Source organism: Prosthecobacter sp. (assembly GCF_044222345.1).
Taxonomy (GTDB): domain Bacteria; phylum Verrucomicrobiota; class Verrucomicrobiia; order Verrucomicrobiales; family Verrucomicrobiaceae; genus Prosthecobacter.
In genome coordinates this window covers 53,929-76,558 of the sequence record NZ_JBGANL010000010.1, presented here as the reverse complement: position 1 = coordinate 76,558, position 22,630 = coordinate 53,929, and the positions used below count along the sequence as shown (strand labels likewise).

The 22,630-nt window shown below is 60.3% G+C and carries 23 protein-coding genes and 2 tRNA genes; 14 read left to right on the top strand and 11 right to left on the bottom strand.

Features of this window, described 5'->3' with window-relative positions:
- Positions 1–9 precede the first annotated feature (9 nt).
- Positions 10–588: a hypothetical protein gene (locus ACILSL_RS07985; RefSeq protein ID WP_395731476.1), complete on the bottom strand. Its 579-nt coding sequence runs from the start codon at positions 586–588 to the stop codon at positions 10–12.
- Between the two features lie 339 nt (positions 589–927).
- On the opposite strand from ACILSL_RS07985, the gene ACILSL_RS07980 reads away from it, so the two are divergent.
- Entirely contained in the window at positions 928–1,092 is a 165-nt protein-coding gene (locus tag ACILSL_RS07980) for a hypothetical protein (protein ID WP_395731475.1), read from the top strand.
- Between the two features lie 115 nt (positions 1,093–1,207).
- On the opposite strand, the gene ACILSL_RS07975 is transcribed toward ACILSL_RS07980, so the two are convergent.
- The 6 genes from ACILSL_RS07975 to ACILSL_RS07950 form a co-directional block, all read right to left on the bottom strand.
- Positions 1,208–1,284 (bottom strand) — tRNA-Arg (locus tag ACILSL_RS07975).
- 109 nt (positions 1,285–1,393) lie between these two features.
- Positions 1,394–2,815, bottom strand: a complete 1,422-nt coding sequence (gene gatA / locus ACILSL_RS07970; protein ID WP_395731474.1) for an Asp-tRNA(Asn)/Glu-tRNA(Gln) amidotransferase subunit GatA — start codon at positions 2,813–2,815, stop codon at positions 1,394–1,396.
- A 40-nt stretch (positions 2,816–2,855) separates the two neighbouring features.
- Entirely contained in the window at positions 2,856–3,146 is a 291-nt protein-coding gene (gatC, locus tag ACILSL_RS07965; RefSeq protein ID WP_395731473.1) for an Asp-tRNA(Asn)/Glu-tRNA(Gln) amidotransferase subunit GatC, read from the bottom strand.
- Positions 3,147–3,245: 99 nt separating this feature from the next.
- The gene (locus tag ACILSL_RS07960; RefSeq protein ID WP_395731472.1) at positions 3,246–3,665 is read right to left on the bottom strand and encodes an exosortase system-associated protein, TIGR04073 family; all 420 of its coding nucleotides are present in this window, start codon (positions 3,663–3,665) and stop codon (positions 3,246–3,248) included.
- Between the two features lie 80 nt (positions 3,666–3,745).
- Positions 3,746–5,212, bottom strand: a complete 1,467-nt coding sequence (locus ACILSL_RS07955) for a sulfatase (RefSeq protein ID WP_395731471.1) — start codon at positions 5,210–5,212, stop codon at positions 3,746–3,748.
- A gap of 55 nt (positions 5,213–5,267) precedes the next feature.
- Positions 5,268–5,477 (bottom strand): hypothetical protein, encoded by a 210-nt coding sequence (locus ACILSL_RS07950; RefSeq protein ID WP_395731470.1) that lies wholly within the window; start codon positions 5,475–5,477, stop codon positions 5,268–5,270.
- Between the two features lie 188 nt (positions 5,478–5,665).
- On the opposite strand from ACILSL_RS07950, the gene ACILSL_RS07945 reads away from it, so the two are divergent.
- From ACILSL_RS07945 to ACILSL_RS07905, 9 genes are all read left to right on the top strand, one after another.
- Positions 5,666–5,740, top strand: a tRNA-Thr gene (locus ACILSL_RS07945).
- A gap of 124 nt (positions 5,741–5,864) precedes the next feature.
- The gene (locus tag ACILSL_RS07940) at positions 5,865–6,800 is read left to right on the top strand and encodes a hypothetical protein (protein WP_395731469.1); all 936 of its coding nucleotides are present in this window, start codon (positions 5,865–5,867) and stop codon (positions 6,798–6,800) included.
- A gap of 81 nt (positions 6,801–6,881) precedes the next feature.
- Positions 6,882–8,207: a histidinol-phosphatase HisJ family protein gene (locus ACILSL_RS07935; RefSeq protein ID WP_395731468.1), complete on the top strand. Its 1,326-nt coding sequence runs from the start codon at positions 6,882–6,884 to the stop codon at positions 8,205–8,207.
- 9 nt (positions 8,208–8,216) lie between these two features.
- The gene (gene ispF, locus ACILSL_RS07930) at positions 8,217–8,693 is read left to right on the top strand and encodes a 2-C-methyl-D-erythritol 2,4-cyclodiphosphate synthase (RefSeq protein WP_395731467.1); all 477 of its coding nucleotides are present in this window, start codon (positions 8,217–8,219) and stop codon (positions 8,691–8,693) included.
- A 159-nt stretch (positions 8,694–8,852) separates the two neighbouring features.
- Positions 8,853–9,854, top strand: coding sequence for an AAA family ATPase (locus ACILSL_RS07925; RefSeq protein ID WP_395731466.1), 1,002 nt, complete (start codon positions 8,853–8,855; stop codon positions 9,852–9,854).
- A 27-nt stretch (positions 9,855–9,881) separates the two neighbouring features.
- Positions 9,882–10,775 carry a DUF58 domain-containing protein gene (locus ACILSL_RS07920; RefSeq protein ID WP_395731465.1) on the top strand — a complete coding sequence of 298 codons (894 nt, stop codon included), beginning with the start codon at positions 9,882–9,884 and terminating at the stop codon, positions 10,773–10,775.
- Positions 10,772–12,928 carry a BatA domain-containing protein gene (locus tag ACILSL_RS07915; protein ID WP_395731464.1) on the top strand — a complete coding sequence of 719 codons (2,157 nt, stop codon included), beginning with the start codon at positions 10,772–10,774 and terminating at the stop codon, positions 12,926–12,928. The genes ACILSL_RS07920 and ACILSL_RS07915 overlap by 4 nt, the downstream gene beginning before the upstream one ends.
- 18 nt (positions 12,929–12,946) lie before the next feature.
- On the top strand, positions 12,947–15,241 hold the full coding sequence (locus ACILSL_RS07910) for a hypothetical protein (RefSeq protein ID WP_395731463.1): 2,295 nt from the start codon (positions 12,947–12,949) through the stop codon (positions 15,239–15,241).
- Between the two features lie 2 nt (positions 15,242–15,243).
- The gene (locus ACILSL_RS07905; RefSeq protein WP_395731462.1) at positions 15,244–15,525 is read left to right on the top strand and encodes a DUF167 domain-containing protein; all 282 of its coding nucleotides are present in this window, start codon (positions 15,244–15,246) and stop codon (positions 15,523–15,525) included.
- Between the two features lie 17 nt (positions 15,526–15,542).
- On the opposite strand, the gene ACILSL_RS07900 is transcribed toward ACILSL_RS07905, so the two are convergent.
- From ACILSL_RS07900 to ACILSL_RS07885, 4 genes are all read right to left on the bottom strand, one after another.
- Positions 15,543–16,076, bottom strand: coding sequence for a hypothetical protein (locus ACILSL_RS07900; protein WP_395731461.1), 534 nt, complete (start codon positions 16,074–16,076; stop codon positions 15,543–15,545).
- 17 nt (positions 16,077–16,093) lie between these two features.
- A complete protein-coding gene (locus ACILSL_RS07895; protein ID WP_395731460.1) occupies positions 16,094–16,687 on the bottom strand; it encodes a hypothetical protein in 594 nt (197 codons plus the stop codon).
- Between the two features lie 204 nt (positions 16,688–16,891).
- Positions 16,892–17,485 (bottom strand): hypothetical protein, encoded by a 594-nt coding sequence (locus ACILSL_RS07890; RefSeq protein ID WP_395731459.1) that lies wholly within the window; start codon positions 17,483–17,485, stop codon positions 16,892–16,894.
- A gap of 62 nt (positions 17,486–17,547) precedes the next feature.
- Positions 17,548–18,762, bottom strand: a complete 1,215-nt coding sequence (locus ACILSL_RS07885; RefSeq protein ID WP_395731458.1) for a Tm-1-like ATP-binding domain-containing protein — start codon at positions 18,760–18,762, stop codon at positions 17,548–17,550.
- Positions 18,763–18,871: 109 nt separating this feature from the next.
- Between ACILSL_RS07885 and ACILSL_RS07880 the strand changes: the two genes are divergently transcribed.
- The 4 genes from ACILSL_RS07880 to ACILSL_RS07865 all read left to right on the top strand — a co-directional run bounded on the left by ACILSL_RS07880 (position 18,872) and on the right by ACILSL_RS07865 (position 22,500).
- Positions 18,872–19,123: a hypothetical protein gene (locus ACILSL_RS07880; protein ID WP_395731457.1), complete on the top strand. Its 252-nt coding sequence runs from the start codon at positions 18,872–18,874 to the stop codon at positions 19,121–19,123.
- Positions 19,120–19,437, top strand: coding sequence for a type II toxin-antitoxin system RelE/ParE family toxin (locus ACILSL_RS07875; protein WP_395731456.1), 318 nt, complete (start codon positions 19,120–19,122; stop codon positions 19,435–19,437). Before ACILSL_RS07880 ends, ACILSL_RS07875 begins: the two co-directional genes overlap by 4 nt.
- Before the next feature lie 73 nt (positions 19,438–19,510).
- A complete protein-coding gene (gene purL / locus ACILSL_RS07870; protein ID WP_395731455.1) occupies positions 19,511–21,898 on the top strand; it encodes a phosphoribosylformylglycinamidine synthase subunit PurL in 2,388 nt (795 codons plus the stop codon).
- A gap of 17 nt (positions 21,899–21,915) precedes the next feature.
- Positions 21,916–22,500, top strand: coding sequence for a hypothetical protein (locus ACILSL_RS07865; RefSeq protein ID WP_395731454.1), 585 nt, complete (start codon positions 21,916–21,918; stop codon positions 22,498–22,500).
- Positions 22,501–22,630: the final 130 nt, after the last annotated feature.

Here is a 22,630-nt window from a genome sequence, read left to right as displayed (position 1 = left end):
ATTCCGGGGTTACTGACGAACAATGGTCACGGTTCCCTCGGGATTGGGACTCTCTTCAAGAATCCAGGCACCCGAGGAAAAGCTGAGCGACCCCGTTGGGACCGGTGGGTCTTTTTGATACTCACCCAGGATGTTGAAGATCCCGTTGGGCTTGTGGGCATTCCCCTGGCCCGACCATTCCAGACTGATGGTGATGGGGGTGGTGGTCGCCTGGAACACGGCGATGGGAGAAACAAGGAGCGTCTGGAGCGGCGAGAGATTGTAGTCCTGAATGTCACGGAACTCGAGCTGTCCTGCACGCTCCGAAGCACACCCGACTCCCGAGACGGCGGCCTTCAGATGAAACTGTCCGCCATTGCCATTGGTGCCCGAGGCACCAGGAGCCCCCAGGGTGTCGCCCTTGGCCTGAATGCCGGAAAAGATGAACTTGTAGGAGTTCGGCAGAGTGTAACTGATTTTGAACGGCACCTTGGTCGCAATGCGTGTGCCCGCAGGCACCCCGGGCGCGCCGAGCAGGATGTCTGCCTTGGCACCTGAACTGGCCAGTGCCGCAGCCAACAAACAGGAGAGTAGGAATGACGTTTTCATAGGATGGGTCCCTCAGTAGTTGTTTGCGGTCTTATTTTCTGAATTGGCTCCTTGATGAGATCGTACATTTATTCCCTCGAATAATAGTAATCATAATAAATATAGTTTCATTCACCTGCCGATCCCTGAGTCGGGACGAATTCGTGTGCATCCATGCGACTGCTACGTGATCTTAGCCTCGGGCTATTGCCCTCAGGCTCAGCGAGCACCATGATCGTGGCGGATCGGCCATCGCGATGACGGTCACTGAGAACCAGCACCGGAAAAAACTGTCCCTCCAGTTCTGCCAAGTGAATCGACAAGACCTGGCGTCCTACGAGTATAAAACGCGGTTAAAAAGTGCGCGAAGAGAGAGGCCGCCAGATCCTCAAAGAGGACAAGGTGCTGCCAGCCATCTGGGTGATGCCGTTGAGTTCGACTTCAACCGAGGCGCTGAAGCTGTGGCTGCTGAACTGGGGCAGGCCGATTTTTTTGCTGCAGTTGGCGCTGAGTTTGATGGCCTGAGAGGCGTGATTGCAGGGTCAAAAACTCAGAGTCCAGGTAATTGCGCATTCCTTGAAAAGTGCACACGCTAATTTTTAGCAAAGGGACCAAAGCCACATAACTCATCATTGATGAGTGGCGCACCCGTCAGGATTCGAACCTGAAACCTTCTGATCCGTAGTCAGATGCTCTAATCCGTTGAGCTACGGGTGCGTTGATTTTTTTTGAGCCGCTGTGTTTGAAGCAGCGGGGAACGAGAGTAGACCAGTGCGTTCTTTTGTCAAACTCTGTGGAGAGTTTTTCTTCACTTTATTCAAGCTGCTCAGCGCGACTGCTCATACGCATGCGCCACACGCAGCACGGTGGCTTCGTCCAGCGCCTTGCCCACGATCTGAAGTCCCACGGGAAGTGCCCTGCCTTCCACCTCCACCGTACCGCATGGCAGGCTGATGCCGGGGAGGCCGGCCAGATTCACGGGAATGGTGAACACGTCTTCCAGGTAGGCGGCCAGCGGGTTGTCTTTGAGTTCTCCCAGCTTGTGCGCAGGGGTGGGGCTGGTGGGGGAAAGGATCACGTCCACCTTCTTGAAGGCCTCCGTGAAGTCATTGCGGATCAGCGTGCGCGCCTTCTGCGCACGGATGTAATACGCGTCATAGTAGCCGGAGCTGAGCATGTAGGTGCCCAGCAGGATGCGTCGTTTCACCTCGGGACCGAAACCTTCCGAACGGGACTTGGTGTACTGCTCCATCAAATCCCCTGCACTGCTGCTGCGGTGGCCGTAACGCACACCGTCAAAGCGGGCGAGGTTGGCCGATGCCTCTGCAGGTGCGAGCACGTAATAAGTGGCCACACCGAGCTCCGTATGCGGCAGGCTGATTTCTTCAATGATGGCCCCGAGAGATTCCAGCTGGCGGATGGCCGCCTGCACGCTGGCCGACACCCCGGCGTGGATGCCGTCGATGTAGTACTCTTTGGGCAAACCGATGCGCAGGCCCTTGATGTCCTGGCCGAGTGCGGCGGTAAAATCAGGCACCTCGATATTCAGCGAAGTTGAGTCGTGCGCGTCGTAACCACAGAGGTGATTCAGCAAAAGGGCGGAGTCTTCCACCGTCTTGGTCACCGGGCCGATCTGGTCCAGCGAAGAAGCGAACGCCACGAGTCCATAACGGGACACACGGCCATAGGTGGGCTTGATGCCCACGCAGCCGCAGAGCGCCGCAGGCTGACGGATGGAGCCGCCCGTGTCTGAACCCAAAGCCGCAATGGCGAGATCCCCCGCCACCGCTGCCGCACTGCCACCGCTGGAGCCGCCGGGGACGCGGGAAAGATCACGCGGATTGCGCGTGACGCCGAGCGCGGAGTTCTCCGTGCTGGAGCCCATGGCAAATTCATCCATGTTCAGCCGGCCAAAGGGGATGGCACCACCCGCCCGCAGCTTCTGAATGGCGCCCGCATCGTAGGGCGCCGTGTAGTTTTCAGCCAGAATGCGCGAGCCGCAGGTGCAGGGCTGGCCGGTCACGTTCATATTGTCCTTCACCGCGATGGGGATGCCACCCAGCGGCTTCGTGACATCGGCGCGGTCGGCTTCCGCGAGCGCGGCATCGACGTCCCAGGACAAATAAGCACCGATCTCAGCATTGCCTGCTTCGATGGATTTGGCGACATCCAAAACGATGTCTCGTGGTGTGATTTCACCCGCAGTGATGCCTTTGCGCAGGGCTGCGATGGTGGAGGAGGCGAGCATAGGAAAAAGAAAGCTGGAAGCAGCGGCAGCGGGTGGACGGTTACTCGATCACCTTGGGGATCTGGATCTGGTCGGCGATACGTTTGGGCGCATTGGAAAGCGCCTGCTCCTGGGTAAACCCAGGTCGGGGTTCATCCGCCCTCAGCACATCATAGACGGGCATGGCATGCGCCGTCGGCTCCACTCCTTCCAGATCGTAACGCGTCAGCGTGTCGATGTAGGTCAGAATGCCATCTAACTGGGACTCGAAGCGCTTGGCTTCTTCGTCGGTGAGCGTAAGCCGGGCCAGCTTGGCCACATGGTGGATGTCGATCTTATGAGCTTCAGGCATGAGGAAACGGTTCTTTCTTGCCAGCAGGAACCCTGCTTTGCAAACAAAAGGCACAGACTGTTTGCAGTCTGTGCCTTGAGAAACTTGCCTTGCTGGCGGTTACCAGCCTTGAGAAGTGGAGTAAGGAACCTCGGAGCGGAAGCCCACTTCAGGAGCGAACTCGGTGTAGCCCCACCAGGTGTCCACATTTTCCTTGTGGTGATAAGGTGGGCGGTAGGTGCGCTTCCAGCTAGGAACTGGGAAGGTGGCAATCTCATAGAGGCCGTAACCAGCTCTCACCAAGGTGCGCTTGGTCCCTTCGACGATCATGTCGGAAGCAGCTGCGATGGAGCCATCCGACTCGTTTGACTTGCGCCAGACGGCCGGGTATTCGAACCAGCCAAACAGAACGTTGCCGATACCGCGACTGAGTTTCCGGCTCCAGGTAAAGTGGTGTCCGGGAGGAGACTGGATGTCACCATAAGCGATGCTGGAAAGGGCGCAGACGGTGAGGGCAAGGAATAGAAAACGATTTTTCATGTGGCTTAATGATGATTAACAAAATTTGGGCGTCATTGGCAACCATTAAGTTGCGCTTTTTTACAGTCCTTTTTCCTGTTTTATCGCTTTCCACGCGGAAATTGGCGTACCAAAAGCTGCTGCGCCTGTTCAAGGGCCGCACGATCAGCCGGAGTAGCGATCACATTGTTCATTTCCGCCGCATCACGGACGTGCTCGTACAGCTCGCTGGCCACTACGCTGCCTGTGTCAAAATCCCGCCATTCGGTGTAGCGCAGCGTCGGGGTGCGGACGCTCACGCCCATCACCTCCGGCCTGCCACGCGGGGTGCGGTCCGGATAGGCAGGCCGTGGAAACTGCGTGTAGGCGGCGTCTTTGACTTTGGCCATGGGATCGTTGAGCAGCGGCACAAGGCTGACCCCGTCCAGGCCCGGCGCATCCGGGACAGCGCACAGGGCGGTGATGGTGGGAAAAAGATCCACCATTTCCACCAGGGCATCCGTGCTGCCCCCGGCATGCTTTGCCTGCGGTGGTGCAATGATGAGCGGCACGCGTGCATCGAGTTCGAAATTCGAGGTCTTGGCCCATAGGCTGTGCTCGCCTATATGATACCCGTGATCTCCCCAGAAGACGATGAGGGTGGAGTCCAGCAGGCCCTGCTTTTCCAGCGCGGCAGTCACCTTCCCCAGCTGGGCGTCCATGTAGCTGATGGCAGCGAAATACCCATGCCTCATCTCCGCCGCCTGCTCTGCGGTGGGCTGCTTTTGATCCTTCACCGGCCCCAGAATCTCCGTGCTCTGATGAAAGGCGATCTCCGGTGCGGCGGCAGGCCGTGCGGGATCGAGCACCGGCAGCCGGTCCCGCTGATACATGTCCCAGTATTTTTTGGGGGCATTGAACGGGGCGTGCGGCTTCCAAAAACCAACGGCCAGAAAAAACGGCTCGTCTTTGATCTCTCCCAGCACACGCACGGCCTCGGCAGCCACCCGCCCATCATAATAGGCTTCATCCGGCACATCACGGCACTCACACAGCGGCACCTTGCCGTACTGGCGCAGGGTGCTGGAGAGCGTGGCCAGGTTTGGCGGCAGCGGCTCGCTGACCTGCGGCACGTCATCGCCATGATTTGCATAGTGCAGGAATTCCGGAGCGCTCCAGGAGCGCGGGTCACCATGCTCCTGGGTGTGCCAGTTGTGGAAGATTTTGCCCACGCAGCGGGTGGTGTAGCCGTGCTCCTTCATCCACCCTGGCAGCGTGTTCACCGCCGGCTTCATCTCACGAAAATGCGTCCCATTCACATACAGCCCCAGGGTGTCCGGCCGCTGCCCGGTCAGCATGGAGGAGCGGGAGGGATTGCACACTGCCTGCTGGCAGTAGGCTTTCCGGAAAAGCATGCCGCGTCTGGCCAGCGCATCCAGATGGGGCGTGACTGCCACCGAGCCGTAGCAGCCCAGCTCCGGCCGCAGGTCGTCCGCCATGATGAACAAAACGTTGGTGCGCGCCGCAGCGTGCAGCGGTGGGACAAACAGCAATAACATCACCCCAAGGGCGGCAGCACGACAAATCATGACCGGCTCATAACGCATCATTCTCAGCAATATTGCCCGGCCGGCGGGCAAAAACTCAGTCCTGCCGCTGCTGCTGCATGCGGTTTCGCATGCTGCGCCACTCGGCGCGGTGGTTCTGGGCCCAGTCATTGAGCGCGAACTCAAACCCGATGTCATGGCCTTCGCTCTCGCTGGCGAGCCACTTCAGGCGTTGAATTTCCTCCTGCTCGGCAAGAAATTCACCATAGGGAGTTCCAGCTTGTGCAGTGATGGTCGGACTGGGCATGGGCCATGTTCCGTGAGTTCACCCAAGATTCAAGCACGAGGTGTCGGGAGGCGGGCGGCAGTCATCCGCCCCTCCCCCAGCTTTCCTCAGCCGCCCTTGAGCTAAGAATTTTTCCACCTGCCAAAGAAAGCAAATGACAAGATCTGAGCACCCCTTATATAATTAGCGTCTTAAAGTCACACGTTCATGCCGGAGTAGCTCAGTGGTAGAGCATCGCATTCGTAATGCGAGGGTCGCGGGTTCAAATCCCGCCTTCGGCTCCACCAACGCGTGTTTGCCATGACACATCCGAGCATCGCTGACAATGATCCGCCACGCCGCAGCCGAGCCCGGCGCAGAGAGGCCATGATCAACGCCGTTGCCACCATTCTCGGCTGCATGGCCTTGGTGATCATGATCGCCACTGTTGTACGGGTCGTCATGATCAAGCTCTGGGAGTCCGCCCGGGTCAATCCTGAGTACGTACAGTCGGTGTATGATAATGACAAGGATCATCACTGGTCGGGCAATGCCAAAGAGCAGCCTGCTCTTTTGGGAGATCCCTCCGAAATCCGTCCGTCCGCTGGCGCCGCCCCCCATGAAGTCAGCGCCAACACTCCGGTCAGCTCCCAGTCCAGCGCGCTGAAACTCATGGGTTCAGGTGCCCCGAGCCCCTCCTCCATCGTGGACATCGAGAGCAAAAGACCCCAAATCGAACAGACTCTTCGGCGCTTTTTTGCCGCCTCCACCACAGACCAGCAGTTCGCTTTTGTCCGTGATCCCCAGCGGGTGCGTCCCTTGATGGAGCATTACTACAGCAGCCATCCCCATACGCCACACGAGTGGAAAGCTCTGGGCTGGGCACTTCCGGTGGAGGAGGAAGGCTACCGTCTCGGGTATGCCCAGGCCGTCTTTGCCAATGCCGAGCCTGTCAGCCTCATCATTGAAGAAATGGCGGACGGCACCTTCCGGGTGGACTGGGAAAGTTCCGTTCGTTACGGCGAAATCGACTGGGAGGAATTTATCAAAACCCAGCCGTCCGCGCCCACGCTCTTCCGTGTGATCGCGTCCAAACCTCAGAATATTCCACCGGAGGCGGCTCCGATGGGCAGCGAACTGCTCGAAATCAAGCATCCCGACGATAATGACGTCGTCTATGCCTACTTTGATCGTAAAGATCCTAAATTCATTCCCCTTCTCCAGCAACTGCAGACCGGAAACTGGAAAGATGTCCCTTTAACTTTACGACTTTGTTTTCCAGGCCCAGTTGGCAGCGGTAAAAACGCACGGATCGCGGATGTCGAAGGAAAAGGATGGCTGATATTGCATGGAACCAGGAGCTAGACTGTGAGCAAACCTAAACGAAACACGAAAAAGGCGGCCCAAGGTAAGGCCAGGCCTGTTGCGGCAAAATCCAAAAAAGCCGTGGCCTCCAAAACCAAAGCCAAATCCGTGCCAGCCAAGAAAACGCTGCCCCAAAAGAAGCCGCTTCCTGCCAAAAAGGCGGTGCCTAAAAAACCAGCGTCGAAGCCTGCCCCTAAGAAGGTGGTCAAAAAAGCTCCTTCCCCCAAGCCCGTGGTGAAGAAACCTGCGGCCAAGGCTCCTCTGCCAAAAACTAAAACTGTCGCGGCGAAGCCCGCTCCTGCTCCGGCCAAGCCAGCCCCCAAGTCGGCGGCTAAAGCGGCCAAACCGCAGCCCCCCGCTCCTTCCAAGCCTGCCGCCGCCAAAGCCCCTGTGGCTGTCAAAGCCCCACCAGCGCCCGCTCCTGCGAAGCCCGCGCCCGCCAAAAAGGCCCCCGTTCCCGCCCCAGTTCCGACGGTGGAAGTGGCTGTACCCGTAGAGCCCCCCGCTCCGGTGGTCGCCGTGGTCAAGAAAGCACCGGCCCAGCCGCTGCCCCCTCCCGGCCCCACCAAGACTGGCGCTTTGTTTTACGATTCCCACATGCACACCCCGCTGTGCAAGCATGCCTGGGGTGAGCCGGAAGAGTATGCCCAGCAGGCCCTCAAAGCCGGCCTCAAAGGCATCATTTTCACCTGCCACTGCCCCATGCCGAACGGCTTCTGGCCCACGGTGCGCATGTCAGAGAGCGAATTCGACACCTACGTCGCGCTCGTGCAGCGCGCCGCCGATGCCTTCAAGGGCAAGCTCGACATCCGCTTGGGCATCGAAAGCGAATACTTCCCCGGTTGTGAGGAATACATCGCCAACCTCCACAAGCGTGCCGACTTCCACTACGTGCTCGGCGCCGTCCACTGGCAGGCCAAGGAATACCTCAACAAGTTCGAAACCGGCACCATCGAAAACTTCCGCCGCACCTACTTCGAGCACCTTGCCAGATCGGCCGAATCCGGCCTCTACGACTCTCTGGCACACCCTGACCTGGTCAAAAACTACCACCCGGACTCCTGGTGCTTTGCCATCGTCAAAAACACCGTCGCCACCGCTCTCGACCGCATCGCGGCCACCGGTGTGGCCATGGAGCTGAACACCTCCGGCCTCAACAAGAGCTACTCCGAAATGAATCCGGGGAATGAAATGCTGCGCATGATGGCCGATCGCAAGATCCCCATCGTCCTCGGCTCCGACTCGCATCGCGCGGTTCGCGTCGGCGAGCATTTCGTCACCGCCTTGAACCACCTGACTGAAGCAGGCTACGAAAACGTCAGCTACTTCCTCAACCGCCAGCGCATCGACCTCCCCATCTCCGAGGTGCTTGCCAGCTTGAAGAAAGCCGCCGACCACAACGCCTGATTTCTTCCCATGGTTCGCACAGGCATCGGTTACGACGTACATTCCTTTGAAACAGGCCGCCCGCTCGTCCTCGGCGGTGTCACCATCCCGCATTCGCGCGGCCTCAAAGGCCATTCGGATGCGGACGTGCTCAGCCACGCTATCGCAGACGCCGTGCTCGGCGCCCTTGGCGAGCCCGACATCGGCTACTGGTTTCCACCCAGTGATCCCACCATCGAAGGCATCTGCAGCCTCAAAATTCTCGAAAAGTGCGCCCAGATCGCCTCAGACAAGGGCATGCGCATTGAGAACGTGGATTCGTCTCTCATCGCTGAAGCGCCCAAGGTGAATCCCCACGCCGCCGCGATGAAAAAGAACATCGCCGCCGCATTGGGCATCCAGCCCGATCAGGTCGGCGTCAAAGCCACCACCAACGAGCGCCTCGGCTTCGTCGGGCGTGAGGAAGGCATCGCCGCCATGGCCGTCGCCTGCGTCAGCAAAATCTGATCCAGCCGGCCTGGCGAATCCTTCTTTTTTGTCTTCTTGCCAGCATGTATGCAAGAGTGGAAAGAACTCGTGCTCCGTCCTCGTGTTCACTCCTCCTCTGTTGAAGCCTCTCACGGCCTTAATCGTCACTCGTCATTCTGATTTCGTCATCTCCCCCCCATGTCCGACTCCGCTGCTGCCGCCGCTCTCGTCTCAGGTTACAACAAACTCAAAGCTGCTCTCGGCAGACGCATCGTCGGACAGGAGGCCGTCATTGAGCAGGTGTTTATCGCCATCGCCGCCGGTGGCCACAGCCTTCTGGAAGGGGTGCCCGGCCTGGCCAAGACCCTCCTCGTCAAGTCGCTCTCGGACGCGATGCACCTGAGCTTCCGCCGCATCCAGTTCACGCCTGACCTGATGCCTGCCGACATCACCGGCACCGAGATCATCCAGGAAGACGCGGAGACCGGCCGCCGCAAGCTCATCTTCCAGCCTGGCCCGATCTTTTCCCAGATCATCCTCGCGGACGAAATCAACCGTACGCCGCCCAAGACCCAGGCCGCCCTGCTGGAGGCCATGCAGGAAAAGCACGTCACCGTCGGTCAGGTCACGCATGAACTGCCCAAGCCCTTCTTCGTGCTCGCCACGATGAACCCCATCGAGCAGGAAGGCACCTACCCGCTCCCCGAAGCCCAGAAAGACCGCTTCCTCTTCCTCATCAAAGTCGATTACCCCACTCGCAACGACGAGCGCGAAATCATCGCCCGCACCACCGGCGGCGAGACGCAGGAAATCGAGGCCGTCATCACCGCCGAGGAATTGCAGGCCGCCCAGCAGCTCGCACGCAAGGTGCCGGTGCCGGATCACGTCATCGACTTCGTGCTCGATCTCGTCCGCGCCACACGGCCGACCGAACCCGACGCCTCCGAATACGTGAAGAGCATGCTCAGCTGGGGTGCCGGCCCGCGTGCCAGCCAGATGCTCGTCCTCGCCGGCAAAGTCCGCGCCCTTCTCCAGGGCCGCACGCACGTCACCACGGATGACATCGAGGCCCTCGCCGCCCCTGCCCTGCGCCACCGCCTCGTTCCCACCTTCCACGCCGAAGCCGAAGGCATCACCGTGGATCAGATCATCGCCGAGCTGGTGAAGAAGACGAAGAAGAGCGATGCGCGCGTGCTGTAATCGCGGCTCTCCCATTTCCCCTCCCCAGTGGCCACGCTTTCAGACATCCTTCAAGCCGAAGACATCACCAGTCTGCAGTCTCTGCAGCTCTTTGCGCGCACGGTTGTCGAAGGCTTCACCACCGGTCAGCATGCCTCCCCGCACAAGGGCTTCAGCGTCGAGTTCCGCCAGCACCGCCCCTATGTACAGGGCGATGAAATCCGCCGCCTCGACTGGAAGATCTTCGGCCGCACCGACCGCTTCTACATCCGTGAGTTTGATGAGGAGACCAACCTGCGCGCCACCGTCGTGCTCGATGCCAGCGGCAGCATGGGCTATCGCGGCCAGAAGGGCGTACAGAAGTTCGACTACGCCCGCAAGCTCGCCGCCTCCTTGGCCTACCTGCTCATGAGCCAGCAGGATGCCGTGGGCCTCATCACCTTCGACTCCAAAATCCGCGACGTCATCCCCTGCCGCACCAAGATCACGCACCTGCATCTGCTGCTTGAGACGATGGTCAAGACCGAGCCCGGCAAGGACACCAGCCTCGCCCCGGTGCTCGAATCCCTCGCCCAGCGCCTCAAGCGACGCGGCCTTGTCATCCTCATCAGCGACTTCTTCGACGACCCCGCAGCCCTGCTGCGTTCCATCGGCGTCCTGCGCAAAAAGGGCCACGAGATCATCGCGCTCCAACTCTGGGACCGCGATGAAATTGACTTCCCCTTTGGCAACTGGGCCCGCTTTGAAAACCTCGAAAACGACGACGACTTCCTCCTCCTCGACCCCGCCACGATTCGCCAGCGCTACATCGAGGCCCAGCAGAATTTCGCCGAACAGCTCAAAGAAGGCTTTCGCAAACATCAGGTCGATTACTTGAGCCTGCCTACCGATGAATCCCACTCCGCCGCGCTGCGGAGTTATTTAGCATTGAGAATGCGATGAGTTTCCTCAACGCCATCCTTCTCTTCGGCGCAGCGGCATTCCTCATTCCGCTGATCATCCACCTGCTCAACAAGCGGAAGGTCGTCACCGTGCGCTGGGGTGCCATGCACCTGCTGCACGAGGTCATCCGCCAGCGGAAGCGCAAGATGAAGGTCGAGCAGCTTCTGCTGCTCATCATCCGCATCGCCATTCCCATCGTACTCGCCTTGTGTCTCGCACGACCGGTGCTCACGGCGTTGCGCTCACTCGGGCTCGGCAGCTCCTCGCTCATCGTCATGCTGGATGACTCCTTCTCCATGCGCGCCCCCGCCGCCCAGACCACGCTGCCCGGCGGCACCGTCATGCAGCAGGCGCGGCAGGACATGCAGACCATGCTCACCGATCTGCCGGACGGCTCCAGCGCCCAGGTAGTTCTCTCCGGCGGCACGCCGCGCAAGCTGCTGGATCAGGCCACCACGGATCGCACCCTCATTCCCAAGCAGCTCAGCGAGGTGCCCTCCATGTCCGGTCCGCTGGCGGCAAACGCTGCCTTCCAGGCTGCCACTTCGGCCTTGAAGGATTCGCCCAATGCCGCACGCGAAGTCGTCATCCTTTCCGATTTCCAGGAAGCTGATTGGAAAGCCATCGCCGACGGGGCCGAGCTGCCCGCACTCGAAAATCTCAGCAAGCAGGAGCCCAAGCCGCAGATCACTTTCTTCCGCGTGGGCAGTGATCTCGCGGAGAACATCAGCATCGCCAGCGCCGACATCTCCGCACTCGTCGCCGCAGAGTCCCAGCCCATCGGCCTGCGCGTCCGCATCAAAAACCACGGCAAGCGTCCCTGGCAGGACATCCCCGTGCATCTCGAAGCCGACGGCGCGCGCCTGCGCACCGCGCGCGTGTCACTCGCCCCCGAAGGCGAGGCTGTGCTCTCCTTCACGCATGCCTTCGACAAAGTCGGCGACCACTCCCTCTCCGTCCGCCTTGAGGGCGACAGCTTCGCCGATGACAACGCCTTCCACTCCATCGTGCAGGTGCGCAATCAGCTCAACGTCCTGCTCATTGATGGCAGCCCCGGCAAAGAACCGCTCAGCGGCGCCACCGACTTCCTGGAGATCGCCCTCACGCCGCACACCGTCGCAGCAGCCACGCTGAAGGATCTCATCCGCACCAAGAAAATCGATCTGCGCAAATTACGCAATGAAGACCTCCGTCAGCAGGAAGTCATCATCATGGCCGATGTGCAGCGCCTGCAAGGCAACACTCAGAATGAGATCGACAAATTCGTCAAAGCAGGCGGCGGCCTGCTCGTCTTCGCCGGACCTGACTGCGACCTGGACTGGTACAACCGCGACTTCTTCCGCAAAGGCGAAGGCCTGTATCCCGCCGCCATCAAGGGCCAGGCCCGCGCCGATTCCGACTCCCAGCCTGCGCGCATCCTTATGCAGCGCTTCACGCATCCCTCCGCGCTGTATTTCAATGACGCACGTGCGGGCCGCCTCCAGGACGCCGAGTTCCGTCACTGGCTGGAGTTCACGCCGCAGGGGGATCAAACTCAGCGCATCTTCAATCTCGACCGCAATGTGCCGCTGATGATCGAGAAGAAATACGGGCGTGGCCGCGTCATCGCCGCCGCCACCACGGCCAATGCCGAGTGGAGCAATCTGCCACTGCAGCCCTTCTTCGTCCCGCTGATGCAGCGCCTCACCACCTACCTCGCCACCGTCGGCAGCGCTCCCGCGTGGCAGCTCGTGGGTTCCTCCATTCGCCTGCCGCTAGAACAAGCCGAACTCGGCTCCGAGTTCACCCTGCGCGATCCCACCGGTCAGACGCAGACATTGAAGTCCGTCAAAGAAGGTGACGCCGTCTTCGTCCAAAGCCCCGCCATCACCCAGCCCGGCATCTTCCAACTGCAAAAAGTCGGCACCGAAAAGACCATGCTCCTCGCCTTCAACATCGACGGCACCGAGTCCGATCTCAAAGCCCTGCCTCCCGCTGACATCCAAAAAATCGCCACCCGTTACGACGCCGCCTACGCCGACACCCTGCCCGCTTACCAGGCCCTCGACCGCACCCGCCGTCATGGCAGCGAACTCTGGCAGCCCCTCCTCATCGCCCTGCTGGTCCTTCTTTTCGCCGAAGTGCTGCTGCAGCAACACATCGCCAAGGGCTGAAACAATCTGACTGACTGAATGACACCCCAAACCGAAACCTCCCTGCGCTTCACCGGCGGCTATTCGCCGCTCCCGGTGGTCGTGCTCGCGTTCGGTCTTGCGGCGCTGATGTGGTTTCTCTACCGCCGCGAATTAAAATTCGTCAGCAGCCGCGCGGCGCAGGTGCCCGCGATCCTGCGTTCGCTGGCGGTCTTCATTCTCGTGCTCGCGCTCGCGGGTCCCATCCTGCGCCACGTTACCACCTTGCGTCAGCTTGGCCGCGTCATCGTCGCGGTGGACAGCTCCGCCAGCATGCAGCTCACCGATGAAGCCGCCGGGGCTGCCGCTGGCACTTCCAAAGCCCGCTTTCTGCGCGCCGAAGATCTCCTGCTCAAAGGCACCACACCGCTGCTGAAAAAACTCGCTGAGACGCAGGATGTGGAGCTCGTGGCCCTGCGTGGCATGAACACTCAGCGCCTGTGGTGGTACCGCCAGGGTGGCAAGGACACCTCCGGCGACATGCCCGCCACGTTTGAGCTGCCCGCCACCTCTCCCATCACCAATCTCGATCAAACCCTGCGCGCCGCCCTCGGTCCCGTGACTGCGGGTACCGCACTCGTGGTGCTCTCGGACGGCCAGCACAATTCCACCGGCTCTCCCGAAGAATTCAGCACCGCGCTGAAGGCCAGCGGCACGGCCATCTTCACCATCGGTTTCGGCACTGAAATCCCTCCGCCAGATCTGGCCCTGCTGGCTGTCACAGCTCCCGAATCCGTCTTCTCCAAGGAAAACTTCCAGGGCCGACTCACCGTCAACGACAGCATGCCCGCCGGGGTTCCTGCGAATGTGCGCATTGAAAGCCAGGGCAAGGTGCTGTGGAAAAAAGACTTCACCACCGATGGCAAAGGCGAGAAGGGTTTCGATTTCATCTTCCCCGTCACCGAACTGCCACCACCCGCCCCCGGTCAGCGCGATAAAACCCTGCGCAGCGTGAACATCCTCATCTCCGCCAGCGGCGACCGCGCCGCGCTGGAAAAGACACGCTCCAACAACGCCCGCGAGCTCTCCATTCACCTGCTGGAGAAGAAACGCAAAGTGCTCATCCTCGATGGCCGTCCGCGCTGGGAATCACGCTACATCCACAATCACTTCGACCGCGATGAGCGCTGGCAGGCCACCGCCATCTTTGATGACATGGCCGACAACGCCGCCACCGCCCCCCTGCAAAAAGACTTCCCCAAAACACGCGACGAGCTGCTCAGCTATGACCTCATCATTCTTGGTGAAGTCATACCAACCCGCCTCAAGCCGGAAAGCCTCGACTGGATCCTTGAGTTCGTCGAAAAACGCGGCGGTGGCTTGATCATGATCGATGGTCAGCGCGGCAAACTGCACGAATGGAGCCAGGGCAAAACAGCCCCGCTCATCCCCGTCAAGTTTGGCCCCTCCAACACCAGGCATCAGCCCACCAGCCTCGAACTCACCACCGATGGCCAGCGCTTCGATGCACTGCGCCTCAGCGACAGCCCCAGCGCCAACACCGCGCTCTGGCCCACGCTTTCCAAAGTGAACTGGCACGCGAACGTGGAGCCCCTGCCAGCCGCCATCACGCTCGCCAAAGCCCAGCAGCCCACCATCGTCTTTCGTCAGGTCGGTGCCGGTGCGGTGCTTTACCTCGGCACGGATGAACTCTGGCGCTGGCGCTTCCAGGTCGCGGACTTGTATCATCAGCGCCTGTGGATGCAGCTCGGCGCGTGGATCGCCGCCCCGCCGTTTCAGATCGATCAAAAGAAGCTCTCCGTCGGCACCGACCGCCTGCGTTACTCGCCCGGCGAAGCCTCCGAAATCCGTGTGCGCGTGCGCAATGACAAAGGCGACATCGTTACTGATGCACAACCCCGCGCCTACCTCATCCACGACGGCGCAGATGTAGCAACCCTGCAGCTCGAAGCAGACCCCACTCACATCGGCGTCTATCGCGCACTCACGCCACCGCTCAAAGCTGGCACCTATGAGATCGCCGTGGCCGAAAGCCCCAGCGCACCGCGCAGTGAGGCACGCCTCTCCCTCCACGTCTCTGACACCGGCAATCCCGAGTGGGCCACGCTCACCATGAATCGCACGCTGCTCGAAACCATGGCCACCAACAGCGGCGGTCGTTTCCTGCGTGAAGAACAGGCCGCCACCGATCTCCCCAGTCTGCTGCAAAGCATCGACCGCAAGCAGGTCATCACCCAGGAGACCAATCTCTGGTCCAGCTGGTGGTGGTTTGGTGCCGCCATCCTGCTGCTCACCGTCGAGTGGCTCATGCGCAAGCGCCTCAAACTCGTCTGAACATGGCCGCCCCTAAAGATCGTGCCCAACTTGCCGTTCGCGTGACTCCGAACGCCAAAAAATCTGAATTCGCCGGCTGGACCGCCGATGAAAAAGGCCGCCCCGTGCTGCTGGTGAAACTGCACGCCCCGCCCGTGGATGGCAAAGCCAACACCGAACTCATCCGCTTCCTCGCCGATGAACTGGACTGCCCGAAAGGCCAGATCACCCTGCTGCGCGGCACGTCGGGCCGGCAGAAGTCCCTCGAAGTCCCTGCGGCGGTTATGGAGCGGCTGCCGAAGTAATCGCGAAAGTCGAGGAACTACTGATCGACCGACACCTTCCGCACAAGATGCCTGCCAGCACCTATATGAGCGGGAGGATTTGACGCGTTCAATCTGCTCTTGAGTTCAGCAAGGTCCTCCTCACTCGCCACGCTCCCTCCAACCGGAATGTACGGGAACAGGATGTAATCATCGCTATAGCCGATCAGCCGGACCTCCTTAAAGCGCGCGTCGGCCTGAAGCTGAGCCTGCATTCGCTGGATGTAACGAGACGTGAGCCACATGTCGCTTTGCTGCAGAACGACGAGACTCGCGTAAAAACCAACGAACACACTGAGCAATGCCACAGCAACACTGAGAATCCTCCCTCGAAAATCCACCAGTGGCAGCCTCACAAAACGAAGGCAGCCTAGAAACGCGAGAAACGCCGGGATGCCGTAAGCGCAGGCCGCCCAAAAATGCACACTCATTCCGCTGAACGAATCAGTCTTGTATCTCACGGCACGTGCCAGCAACAGGACGGCCGCCATTTGCCCGCCAACCAAGGCCACCACTCGAAGTGCGAGTTTCATTGACGCGGATTTAAGGCTCACCCTCGCGCCCGCTCCAGCAGATTCATCATCAGGAAAGACAGCAGCAGCGCCAGTTGCTCGCCCTCATCGGCCGGGCCTTCCTGCGTCAGTCCAAAGCGGCCTTCGAAAAGTGCGGGCTGCTTGGTCAGGCGAAGCGTGGGAGCACACGCTTCGCCACGAGTTGCGATGTAGCTCGGGTGCAGCATGTAGCCGGTGAATATTCCCACGATGGGAATCTCGCCCACCAAGCCATCCAGCATTTTCGTCCACGGATTCGCTTCCTGAATCGCAAATGTCGGTGTCTGCGCTCCTGGAGCAAAGACATCGTAGTGCGCTCTCCACAGCGACTTCATTCCGCGTCGGCCAATGGCGCCAAGCACCTGACCCGTGGGAGATTTGAAAGTGTAACGCGCCGACCAGTCGATGATGCGGTCCGCCTCAATCGTCGCCAGCTGCACCCTCATCGTGTCATCCGCAAACACCTCCACCTTCTCTTTGAAGCGAAACAGCTTCTGCTTCACATAGCAAACCGTGCCGCCATGGGCATCCGTCACGTAGATCTGCGGAGAGAAGGCCAGAAGCTTGAAGTGGAAAGTCAGCGGGTAGTGCATGAGAGAGCCAAGGTGGCGTCATCACTCTGGCATGCAATGACAGAACGGCCGTGGATTTGCAATCGGAGCTCATCTTGGAAAGTTTGCCCTGGCACATGCCTGACATGTCTCGCACTCGGCAGTGCCAGGAGCCACTTTGCTTGGCAGCAGCTTTGCCCGTCCAGATCAGGGATTTCTGTTGCAACGCAACAAGGCTGTTTCCCCTTAATCCCGGGCCTGCTCCAGCAAACTCATCATGAGGAAAGACAGCATCAGGGCCAGTTGTTCGCCTTCGTCCGCTGGACCTTCCTGCTTCAATCCAAAGCTTCCTTCGTCGAAAAGCGAAGGCTGCTTGGTCAGGCGCATCGTGGGAGTTCCGCCTTCGCGACGGGTGGCAAGGTAGCTCGGGCGCAGCAAGTAGCCTGAGAGCATGTTCATGCCCATATCGCTCACAAGGGCGTCCACCATGGTGATAAGAGGATTAAGATTCTGGATCGTAAACGTCGGTTTTTCCTCGCCGGAAGCAAACACATCGTAGTGCGCCTTCCACATGGATTTCATTCCGCGCCGGCCCACCGCCCCCAGAACCTGACCCGTGGGAGATTTGAACGTGTAGCGTGCCGACCAGTCGATGATGCGGTCCGCCTCAATCGTCGCCAGCAGTGTCCGCTCCGAGTCATCCGCGAACACCTCCACCTTCTCTTTCAAGCGAAAAAACTGCTGCCTCACATGGCAGATCGTGCCGCCATAAGCATCCGTGACATCAATCTCCGGCGAGACTGTCATGAGCTTGAAGCGGAAGTTGAGCGGGTAGTACATGTGGCCGCCAAGGTGGTCGGACGACTCACGGTTGCAATGATATTACAGTCGTGAGATTGCAATCAGCCTGCCTTACCAGGCATGCTGCCCAGCAAGGCATTGGCACACGCCGCCGCAAACTCCGGCGCATTGATCTCACAATCCATCTCCACCAGCGGAATGCCGGGCCGCAGATGCTGGCGGATGGCGTCAAACAGCGCCGCATCCGCCTCGGCATCATGGAACGGCTTGCCTGCGGCGCTGATGATACTGATGGCCTGCAGCGGCAGCAGGACGGTCACGGGGCCGCTGTAAGCATTCACCTTCTCCGCCAGGATGCGGCCCAGTTCCGCGCATTCGGCAGCATCCGTGCGCATCAGAGTCACCTGCGGATTGTGAATGTAAAAGTGTCGTCCTTCAAACTTCGACGGCACACTCGCGCGCTCGCCGAAGTTCACCATGTCGAGACAGCCCGGCGTCACGATGGCTGGAACGCCCGCCTTGCCAGCGGCATCCAGCCGGGTGGGTCCTGCACCCAGGATGCCGCCCACGAGTTCATCCGCCCATTCCGTGGTGGTGATGTCCAGCACACCGGCAAACATGCCGCTTTCGATCAGCGACTCCATGATCCTGCCGCCCGTGCCCGTAGCATGAAATACCAGCACTTCATACCCGGCGTCTTCCAGCACCTGCTTCGCCCGGTTCACGCACTCAGTCGTGTTGCCAAACATCGAGGCGGCGATCAGCGGCTTGTCCGCGCCCTCGGGCACCGTCGTTTCCACCATTCCACAAATCGCCCCCGCCGCGCGGGCCAGCAGCACGCGGGAAATACGATTGATGCCGCTCACGTCCACGATGCTCGGAAACATCACGATGTCCTTCGTGCCCACATACGGCGCCACATTGCCAGCCGCCAGCGTGGACACCATGACCTTCGGAAAACCCACCGGCAGCGCCCGCATGGCTGCTGTGCCGATGGCCGTGCCTCCGCCGCCGCCGAGCGAAATCACGCCCTGCATCTTCCCGCTTGCAACCAAAGCCGACAAAAACGCTGCCGCCGCGCCTGCCATGGCAGTCACCGCCTCGCCACGGTCCTGACGCTCCATGATGCCTGCTAGATCCACCTTCCCTGCCGCCGCGACCTGCTCCCGCGTCACGTCCGGCTGCACCTGCGGCACATCCCCGCTGCCCGTGTCAATCAGCAGCGTCTGATGCCCGCGTGCGCGGATGATTTCCGCCACGTAGGCGTGTTCGTGACCTTTGGTGTCGAGCGTGCCGAGAACTGCGATGGTTGCCATGATGGCAGGATAAAAGCGGGGAGCCAAAGAACAGCAACCGTTTCACACCACCTCCTATCCGGGCTGCACCAGGGTTGACGGGTCAGTCGTGGGCCTTTATCTTCACACCATGATCGCCGAACGTCTGCCAGAACTGGCCGCCATGTCCCGAGACCAAAAATGGCTCGTTTTTCGGGAGCTTGAAGAGGAGCTAGCTGCTGACGATTCGACGGAAACTCTGGCAGGAAAAGCGGCGGTGGTAGAGATTCTTGAACAGCGCTGGCAAAACTATCTGGCTGATCCTGGCTCAGCCACGACATGGAGCAAAGTGCAGGAGCGCATGCATGCCTACCGTGCACAACGACGAGCGGGACAGGCATGAGCCATGAATTGGTGATTCTGGCTGGAGCTGACGACGACATGTTGCGCAAACATGTCGAACTCGACGCCTTTTCAGAGGAACTCGCCAATTCCTTCGCCGCCGACACACAGGAAGCGCTGGATCTCATCAGTCAAAATCCGTTCATTGGCTCAGCCCATTCTCATTCTCCCTTTCGGAAATGGCTCTTGATGGATTGGGATATGGCGATCTTTTACCGCTCTCAAGGCAGCCGATGCTATGTACATGCTGTTCTCAGCCTCCGACAAGACCCCAAAACGGTGCTGACCACCTTAAAAAAACGGGATCAGCCCTGAGCCGGCACACCATTTTCCTCCCCCTCCGCCATTGAACACGGCGGATTCCTCGCCAAGTCAGGGGTTCCCACCCATGTCCCAAGCCGTTTTCCGCACCATCCCCCTCCGCGAACTCAACGCCGACCAGCTCCTCGATCTCTCGAAGCGCATGAAGCTCTCGCTCTCACGCGCCGACATGCTGGCCGTGCAGAAGATTTACAATGACGAAGGCCGCGAGCCTACGGACGTCGAGATGGAAGTCATCGCCCAGACCTGGAGCGAGCACTGCAAGCACCGCATCTTTGGCGCGAAGATCACTCATGTGCTGGACGGCAAGGAAGAAACCGTGGACGGCCTGTTCAAGACCTACATCCGCAAGGTCACGGAAGAGATCTGCAAGAACAAGCCCGACTTCGTGCTCGGTGCCTTTGAGGACAATGCCGGTTTCGTCCGCCTGGACGCCGACAAGGCCGTCTGCCTCAAGGTGGAAACGCACAATCACCCCAGCGCCATCGAGCCTTATGCAGGTGCGAACACCGGCCTCGGCGGCGTGATCCGCGACATCCTCGGCGCAGGCAAAGGTGCCAAGCCCGTCGCCTCCATCGACGTGTTCTGCTTCGGCCCGCCCAACATCGAGCAGGAAGACATCAAGGCCAAGGACGTCATCCACCCCCTCGGCGTCATGCGTGGCGTGGTGCGCGGCGTGCGCGACTACGGCAACCGCATGGGCATCCCCACGGTGAACGGCGCGATCCAGTTTGACGACACCTTCATCTACAATCCCCTCGTTTTCTGCGGCACCGCCGGCATCATCCCGATCAAGGACATCGCCAAGGAAGTGAAGCCCGGGCATCTGCTCGTGGCCGCTGGCGGCCGCACCGGCAAGGACGGCCTCAAAGGCGCGACCTTCTCCTCCGCCTCCCTCACGACCGATTCCCACGAAGAGGACCAGACTGCCGTGCAGATCGGCAACCCCATCGAAGAAAAGAAGGCCGCTGACTTCGTTCTCGCCGCCCGTGAGAAGGGCCTCATCCAGTTCGTCACCGACTGCGGTGCCGGTGGCTTCAGCTCCGCCGCAGGCGAAATGCTGCGCGATACCGGCGGCGAAGTCTGGCTGGAAAACGCCCCGCTCAAAGCCCCTGATCTCGAAAGCTGGCAGGTCTTCATCAGCGAATCCCAGGAGCGCATGGTCATGGCCATCGAGGAAAAAGACCTCGCCGCCATGCACGAGCTCGCCGCCATTTATCAGACTGAACTCTGCGTTCTCGCCAAGGCCGACGGCTCCCAGCGCCTCAAAGTCTTCCACCACGGCACCATCGTCTGTGATCTCCACGTCACCGCACTGCATGAGGCCCCGCGCCGGGAGATGAAGGCCAAATGGCGCACCCCGCCATCCGTCAAGCCCGTCGTCCCCGTGCGTCCGGAATCCTGGACCGAGACGCTCAAGACCCTTCTCGCCGATTTCTCCATCGTCTCCCGTGAGCCGATCATCCGTGAGTACGACCACGAAGTGCAGGGCAACACCGTCCTCAAGCCCCTCGCTGGTGCTTCAGGCGACGCCCCGCAGGACGGCAGCGTCATCCGTGTGGATGGCAGCCAGCAGCTCGTCGCCCTCGCCTGCGCCTTGCTCCCTGAGTGGGGCAAGACCGACCCTCATCTCATGGGCCGCGCCGTCGTAGATGAGTGCGTGCGCCAGCTCGTCGCCATGGGGTCCAATCCCGACCGCATCGCCATCCTCGACAATTTCTGCATGGGCAATCCCGACAACGAGCGCGAGCTCGGCGCCCTCGTGGAATGCACCAAGGGCATGGCCAAGACCGCCATCGCCTACGCCGCCCCCTTCGTTTCCGGCAAAGACAGCTTCTACAACTACTTCATCACCGATGAAGGCCCCGTCTCCATCCCCGTCACGCTGCTCCTCAGCGGTTTCGGCATTGTGGAAGATGCCAAGCACGTCGTCGGTGCATCCCTCCGCCGCGTCGGCAGCAAGATCGCCATCCTCGGCAAAGCCAGCGCCGGCCTGCGCGGCAGCATCGTCGCGAAGTACACCAAAGGCATCGGCATGGACGCCGGCCCCGACTTCTGCGAAGTCGAAAGCCTCGCTGCTTACCGCCGCTACTTTGAACTCGTGAAGCAGGGTGCCATTCTCAGCGCCCACGACATCGGTGAAGGCGGCCTCGCCGTCGCCCTGGCCGAAATGGCCTTCAGCGGCAAAGCAGGCCTCCGCATCGCCACCGACAAGATGCCCGCCCACGCCGGGCTCACCACCGCCGAGCTCCTCTTCGGCGAAACTCCAGGCCGCATCCTCATCGAGATCGCCCCCGAGCACGTCAGCGCCGCTGAAGCCGCCGGCCTCGTCATCATTGGTGATTCCACGCGTGATCCTTACCTCTACATCTCCCACAACGGCACCACCCTCATCGACTCCCCCGTCGATCAGCTCAAGCCGCTGTGGCGCGATGGACTGGTGAAGTATTATTGATCCATCCCAGACTGCTCATGGCCTCATTCCTTCGGACTGGCATTCTCGTCCTGCTGGCCACTGCCTCCCTGCAGGCTGTGGACGTGGCCATGAAGACGGTCAGCATCGACGAATTTTTTGCCGGGCAGTTGCAGCCTCTGCCTCTCAAGCTCGACGTCCCAAAGGACTATGTCCATGCCGAGGGTCTGGAGGTGGAGGATAGCTATACCTACTGGATGCTGCCCAAGGCGATCAAGCCGACCGCAGACACCGGCGATCTTCCCCAGACAGGCTACGTCTGGGGCAAGATCTCGCTGGATGTCGGTTACATCGCCGAGACAAAAAAATTCACTCACGAAGCCGAACTCAAGGAGGAACTGGCAGCAGCGGGACTTGCGCTGGTGTCCCAGAAAAAGCGAAATGCCGGCGGCTTTGCGGTGATTTCCTACATCGTGAACCACAAGCAGGAGGACGGTTCCCGCCGCCTGATTTACTCGGCGTACATCGCCACCAACATCGAGACCAACTGCATCTACCTTTCATACAGCCCTCCCTCGAACTTTTCCAAAGAGCAAGCCGCCAAAGTCTGGGACACGATCGTCGATTCGATCTCGAAGAAGTAGGCTGCTGGTGGGTGCGAAGCATGTCTTCGCTGCTCCGTAACGTTCATTGTTCTGCGGAAAGTCTGGAATCCAAAGATTGCAGCACCCCGGCAGGCAGAAGAACTCATCGCTGAAATCTAAATTCGACCAG

Excerpts from the sequence above, each read along its gene's own strand:
- ACILSL_RS07985 (WP_395731476.1), bottom strand. The coding sequence starts at position 588 with ATGAAAACGTCATTCCTACTCTCCTGTTTGTTGGCTGCGGCACTGGCC.
- gatA (WP_395731474.1), bottom strand. The coding sequence starts at position 2,815 with ATGCTCGCCTCCTCCACCATCGCAGCCCTGCGCAAAGGCATCACTGCG.
- gatC (WP_395731473.1), bottom strand. The coding sequence starts at position 3,146 with ATGCCTGAAGCTCATAAGATCGACATCCACCATGTGGCCAAGCTGGCC.
- ACILSL_RS07960 (WP_395731472.1), bottom strand. The coding sequence starts at position 3,665 with ATGAAAAATCGTTTTCTATTCCTTGCCCTCACCGTCTGCGCCCTTTCC.
- ACILSL_RS07955 (WP_395731471.1), bottom strand. The coding sequence starts at position 5,212 with ATGATTTGTCGTGCTGCCGCCCTTGGGGTGATGTTATTGCTGTTTGTC.
- ACILSL_RS07950 (WP_395731470.1), bottom strand. The coding sequence starts at position 5,477 with ATGCCCAGTCCGACCATCACTGCACAAGCTGGAACTCCCTATGGTGAA.
- ispF (WP_395731467.1), top strand. The coding sequence starts at position 8,217 with ATGGTTCGCACAGGCATCGGTTACGACGTACATTCCTTTGAAACAGGC.
- ACILSL_RS07925 (WP_395731466.1), top strand. The coding sequence starts at position 8,853 with ATGTCCGACTCCGCTGCTGCCGCCGCTCTCGTCTCAGGTTACAACAAA.
- ACILSL_RS07915 (WP_395731464.1), top strand. The coding sequence starts at position 10,772 with ATGAGTTTCCTCAACGCCATCCTTCTCTTCGGCGCAGCGGCATTCCTC.
- ACILSL_RS07910 (WP_395731463.1), top strand. The coding sequence starts at position 12,947 with ATGACACCCCAAACCGAAACCTCCCTGCGCTTCACCGGCGGCTATTCG.
- ACILSL_RS07905 (WP_395731462.1), top strand. The coding sequence starts at position 15,244 with ATGGCCGCCCCTAAAGATCGTGCCCAACTTGCCGTTCGCGTGACTCCG.
- ACILSL_RS07900 (WP_395731461.1), bottom strand. The coding sequence starts at position 16,076 with ATGAAACTCGCACTTCGAGTGGTGGCCTTGGTTGGCGGGCAAATGGCG.
- ACILSL_RS07895 (WP_395731460.1), bottom strand. The coding sequence starts at position 16,687 with ATGCACTACCCGCTGACTTTCCACTTCAAGCTTCTGGCCTTCTCTCCG.
- ACILSL_RS07890 (WP_395731459.1), bottom strand. The coding sequence starts at position 17,485 with ATGTACTACCCGCTCAACTTCCGCTTCAAGCTCATGACAGTCTCGCCG.
- ACILSL_RS07885 (WP_395731458.1), bottom strand. The coding sequence starts at position 18,762 with ATGGCAACCATCGCAGTTCTCGGCACGCTCGACACCAAAGGTCACGAA.
- ACILSL_RS07880 (WP_395731457.1), top strand. The coding sequence starts at position 18,872 with ATGATCGCCGAACGTCTGCCAGAACTGGCCGCCATGTCCCGAGACCAA.
- ACILSL_RS07875 (WP_395731456.1), top strand. The coding sequence starts at position 19,120 with ATGAGCCATGAATTGGTGATTCTGGCTGGAGCTGACGACGACATGTTG.
- purL (WP_395731455.1), top strand. The coding sequence starts at position 19,511 with ATGTCCCAAGCCGTTTTCCGCACCATCCCCCTCCGCGAACTCAACGCC.
- ACILSL_RS07865 (WP_395731454.1), top strand. The coding sequence starts at position 21,916 with ATGGCCTCATTCCTTCGGACTGGCATTCTCGTCCTGCTGGCCACTGCC.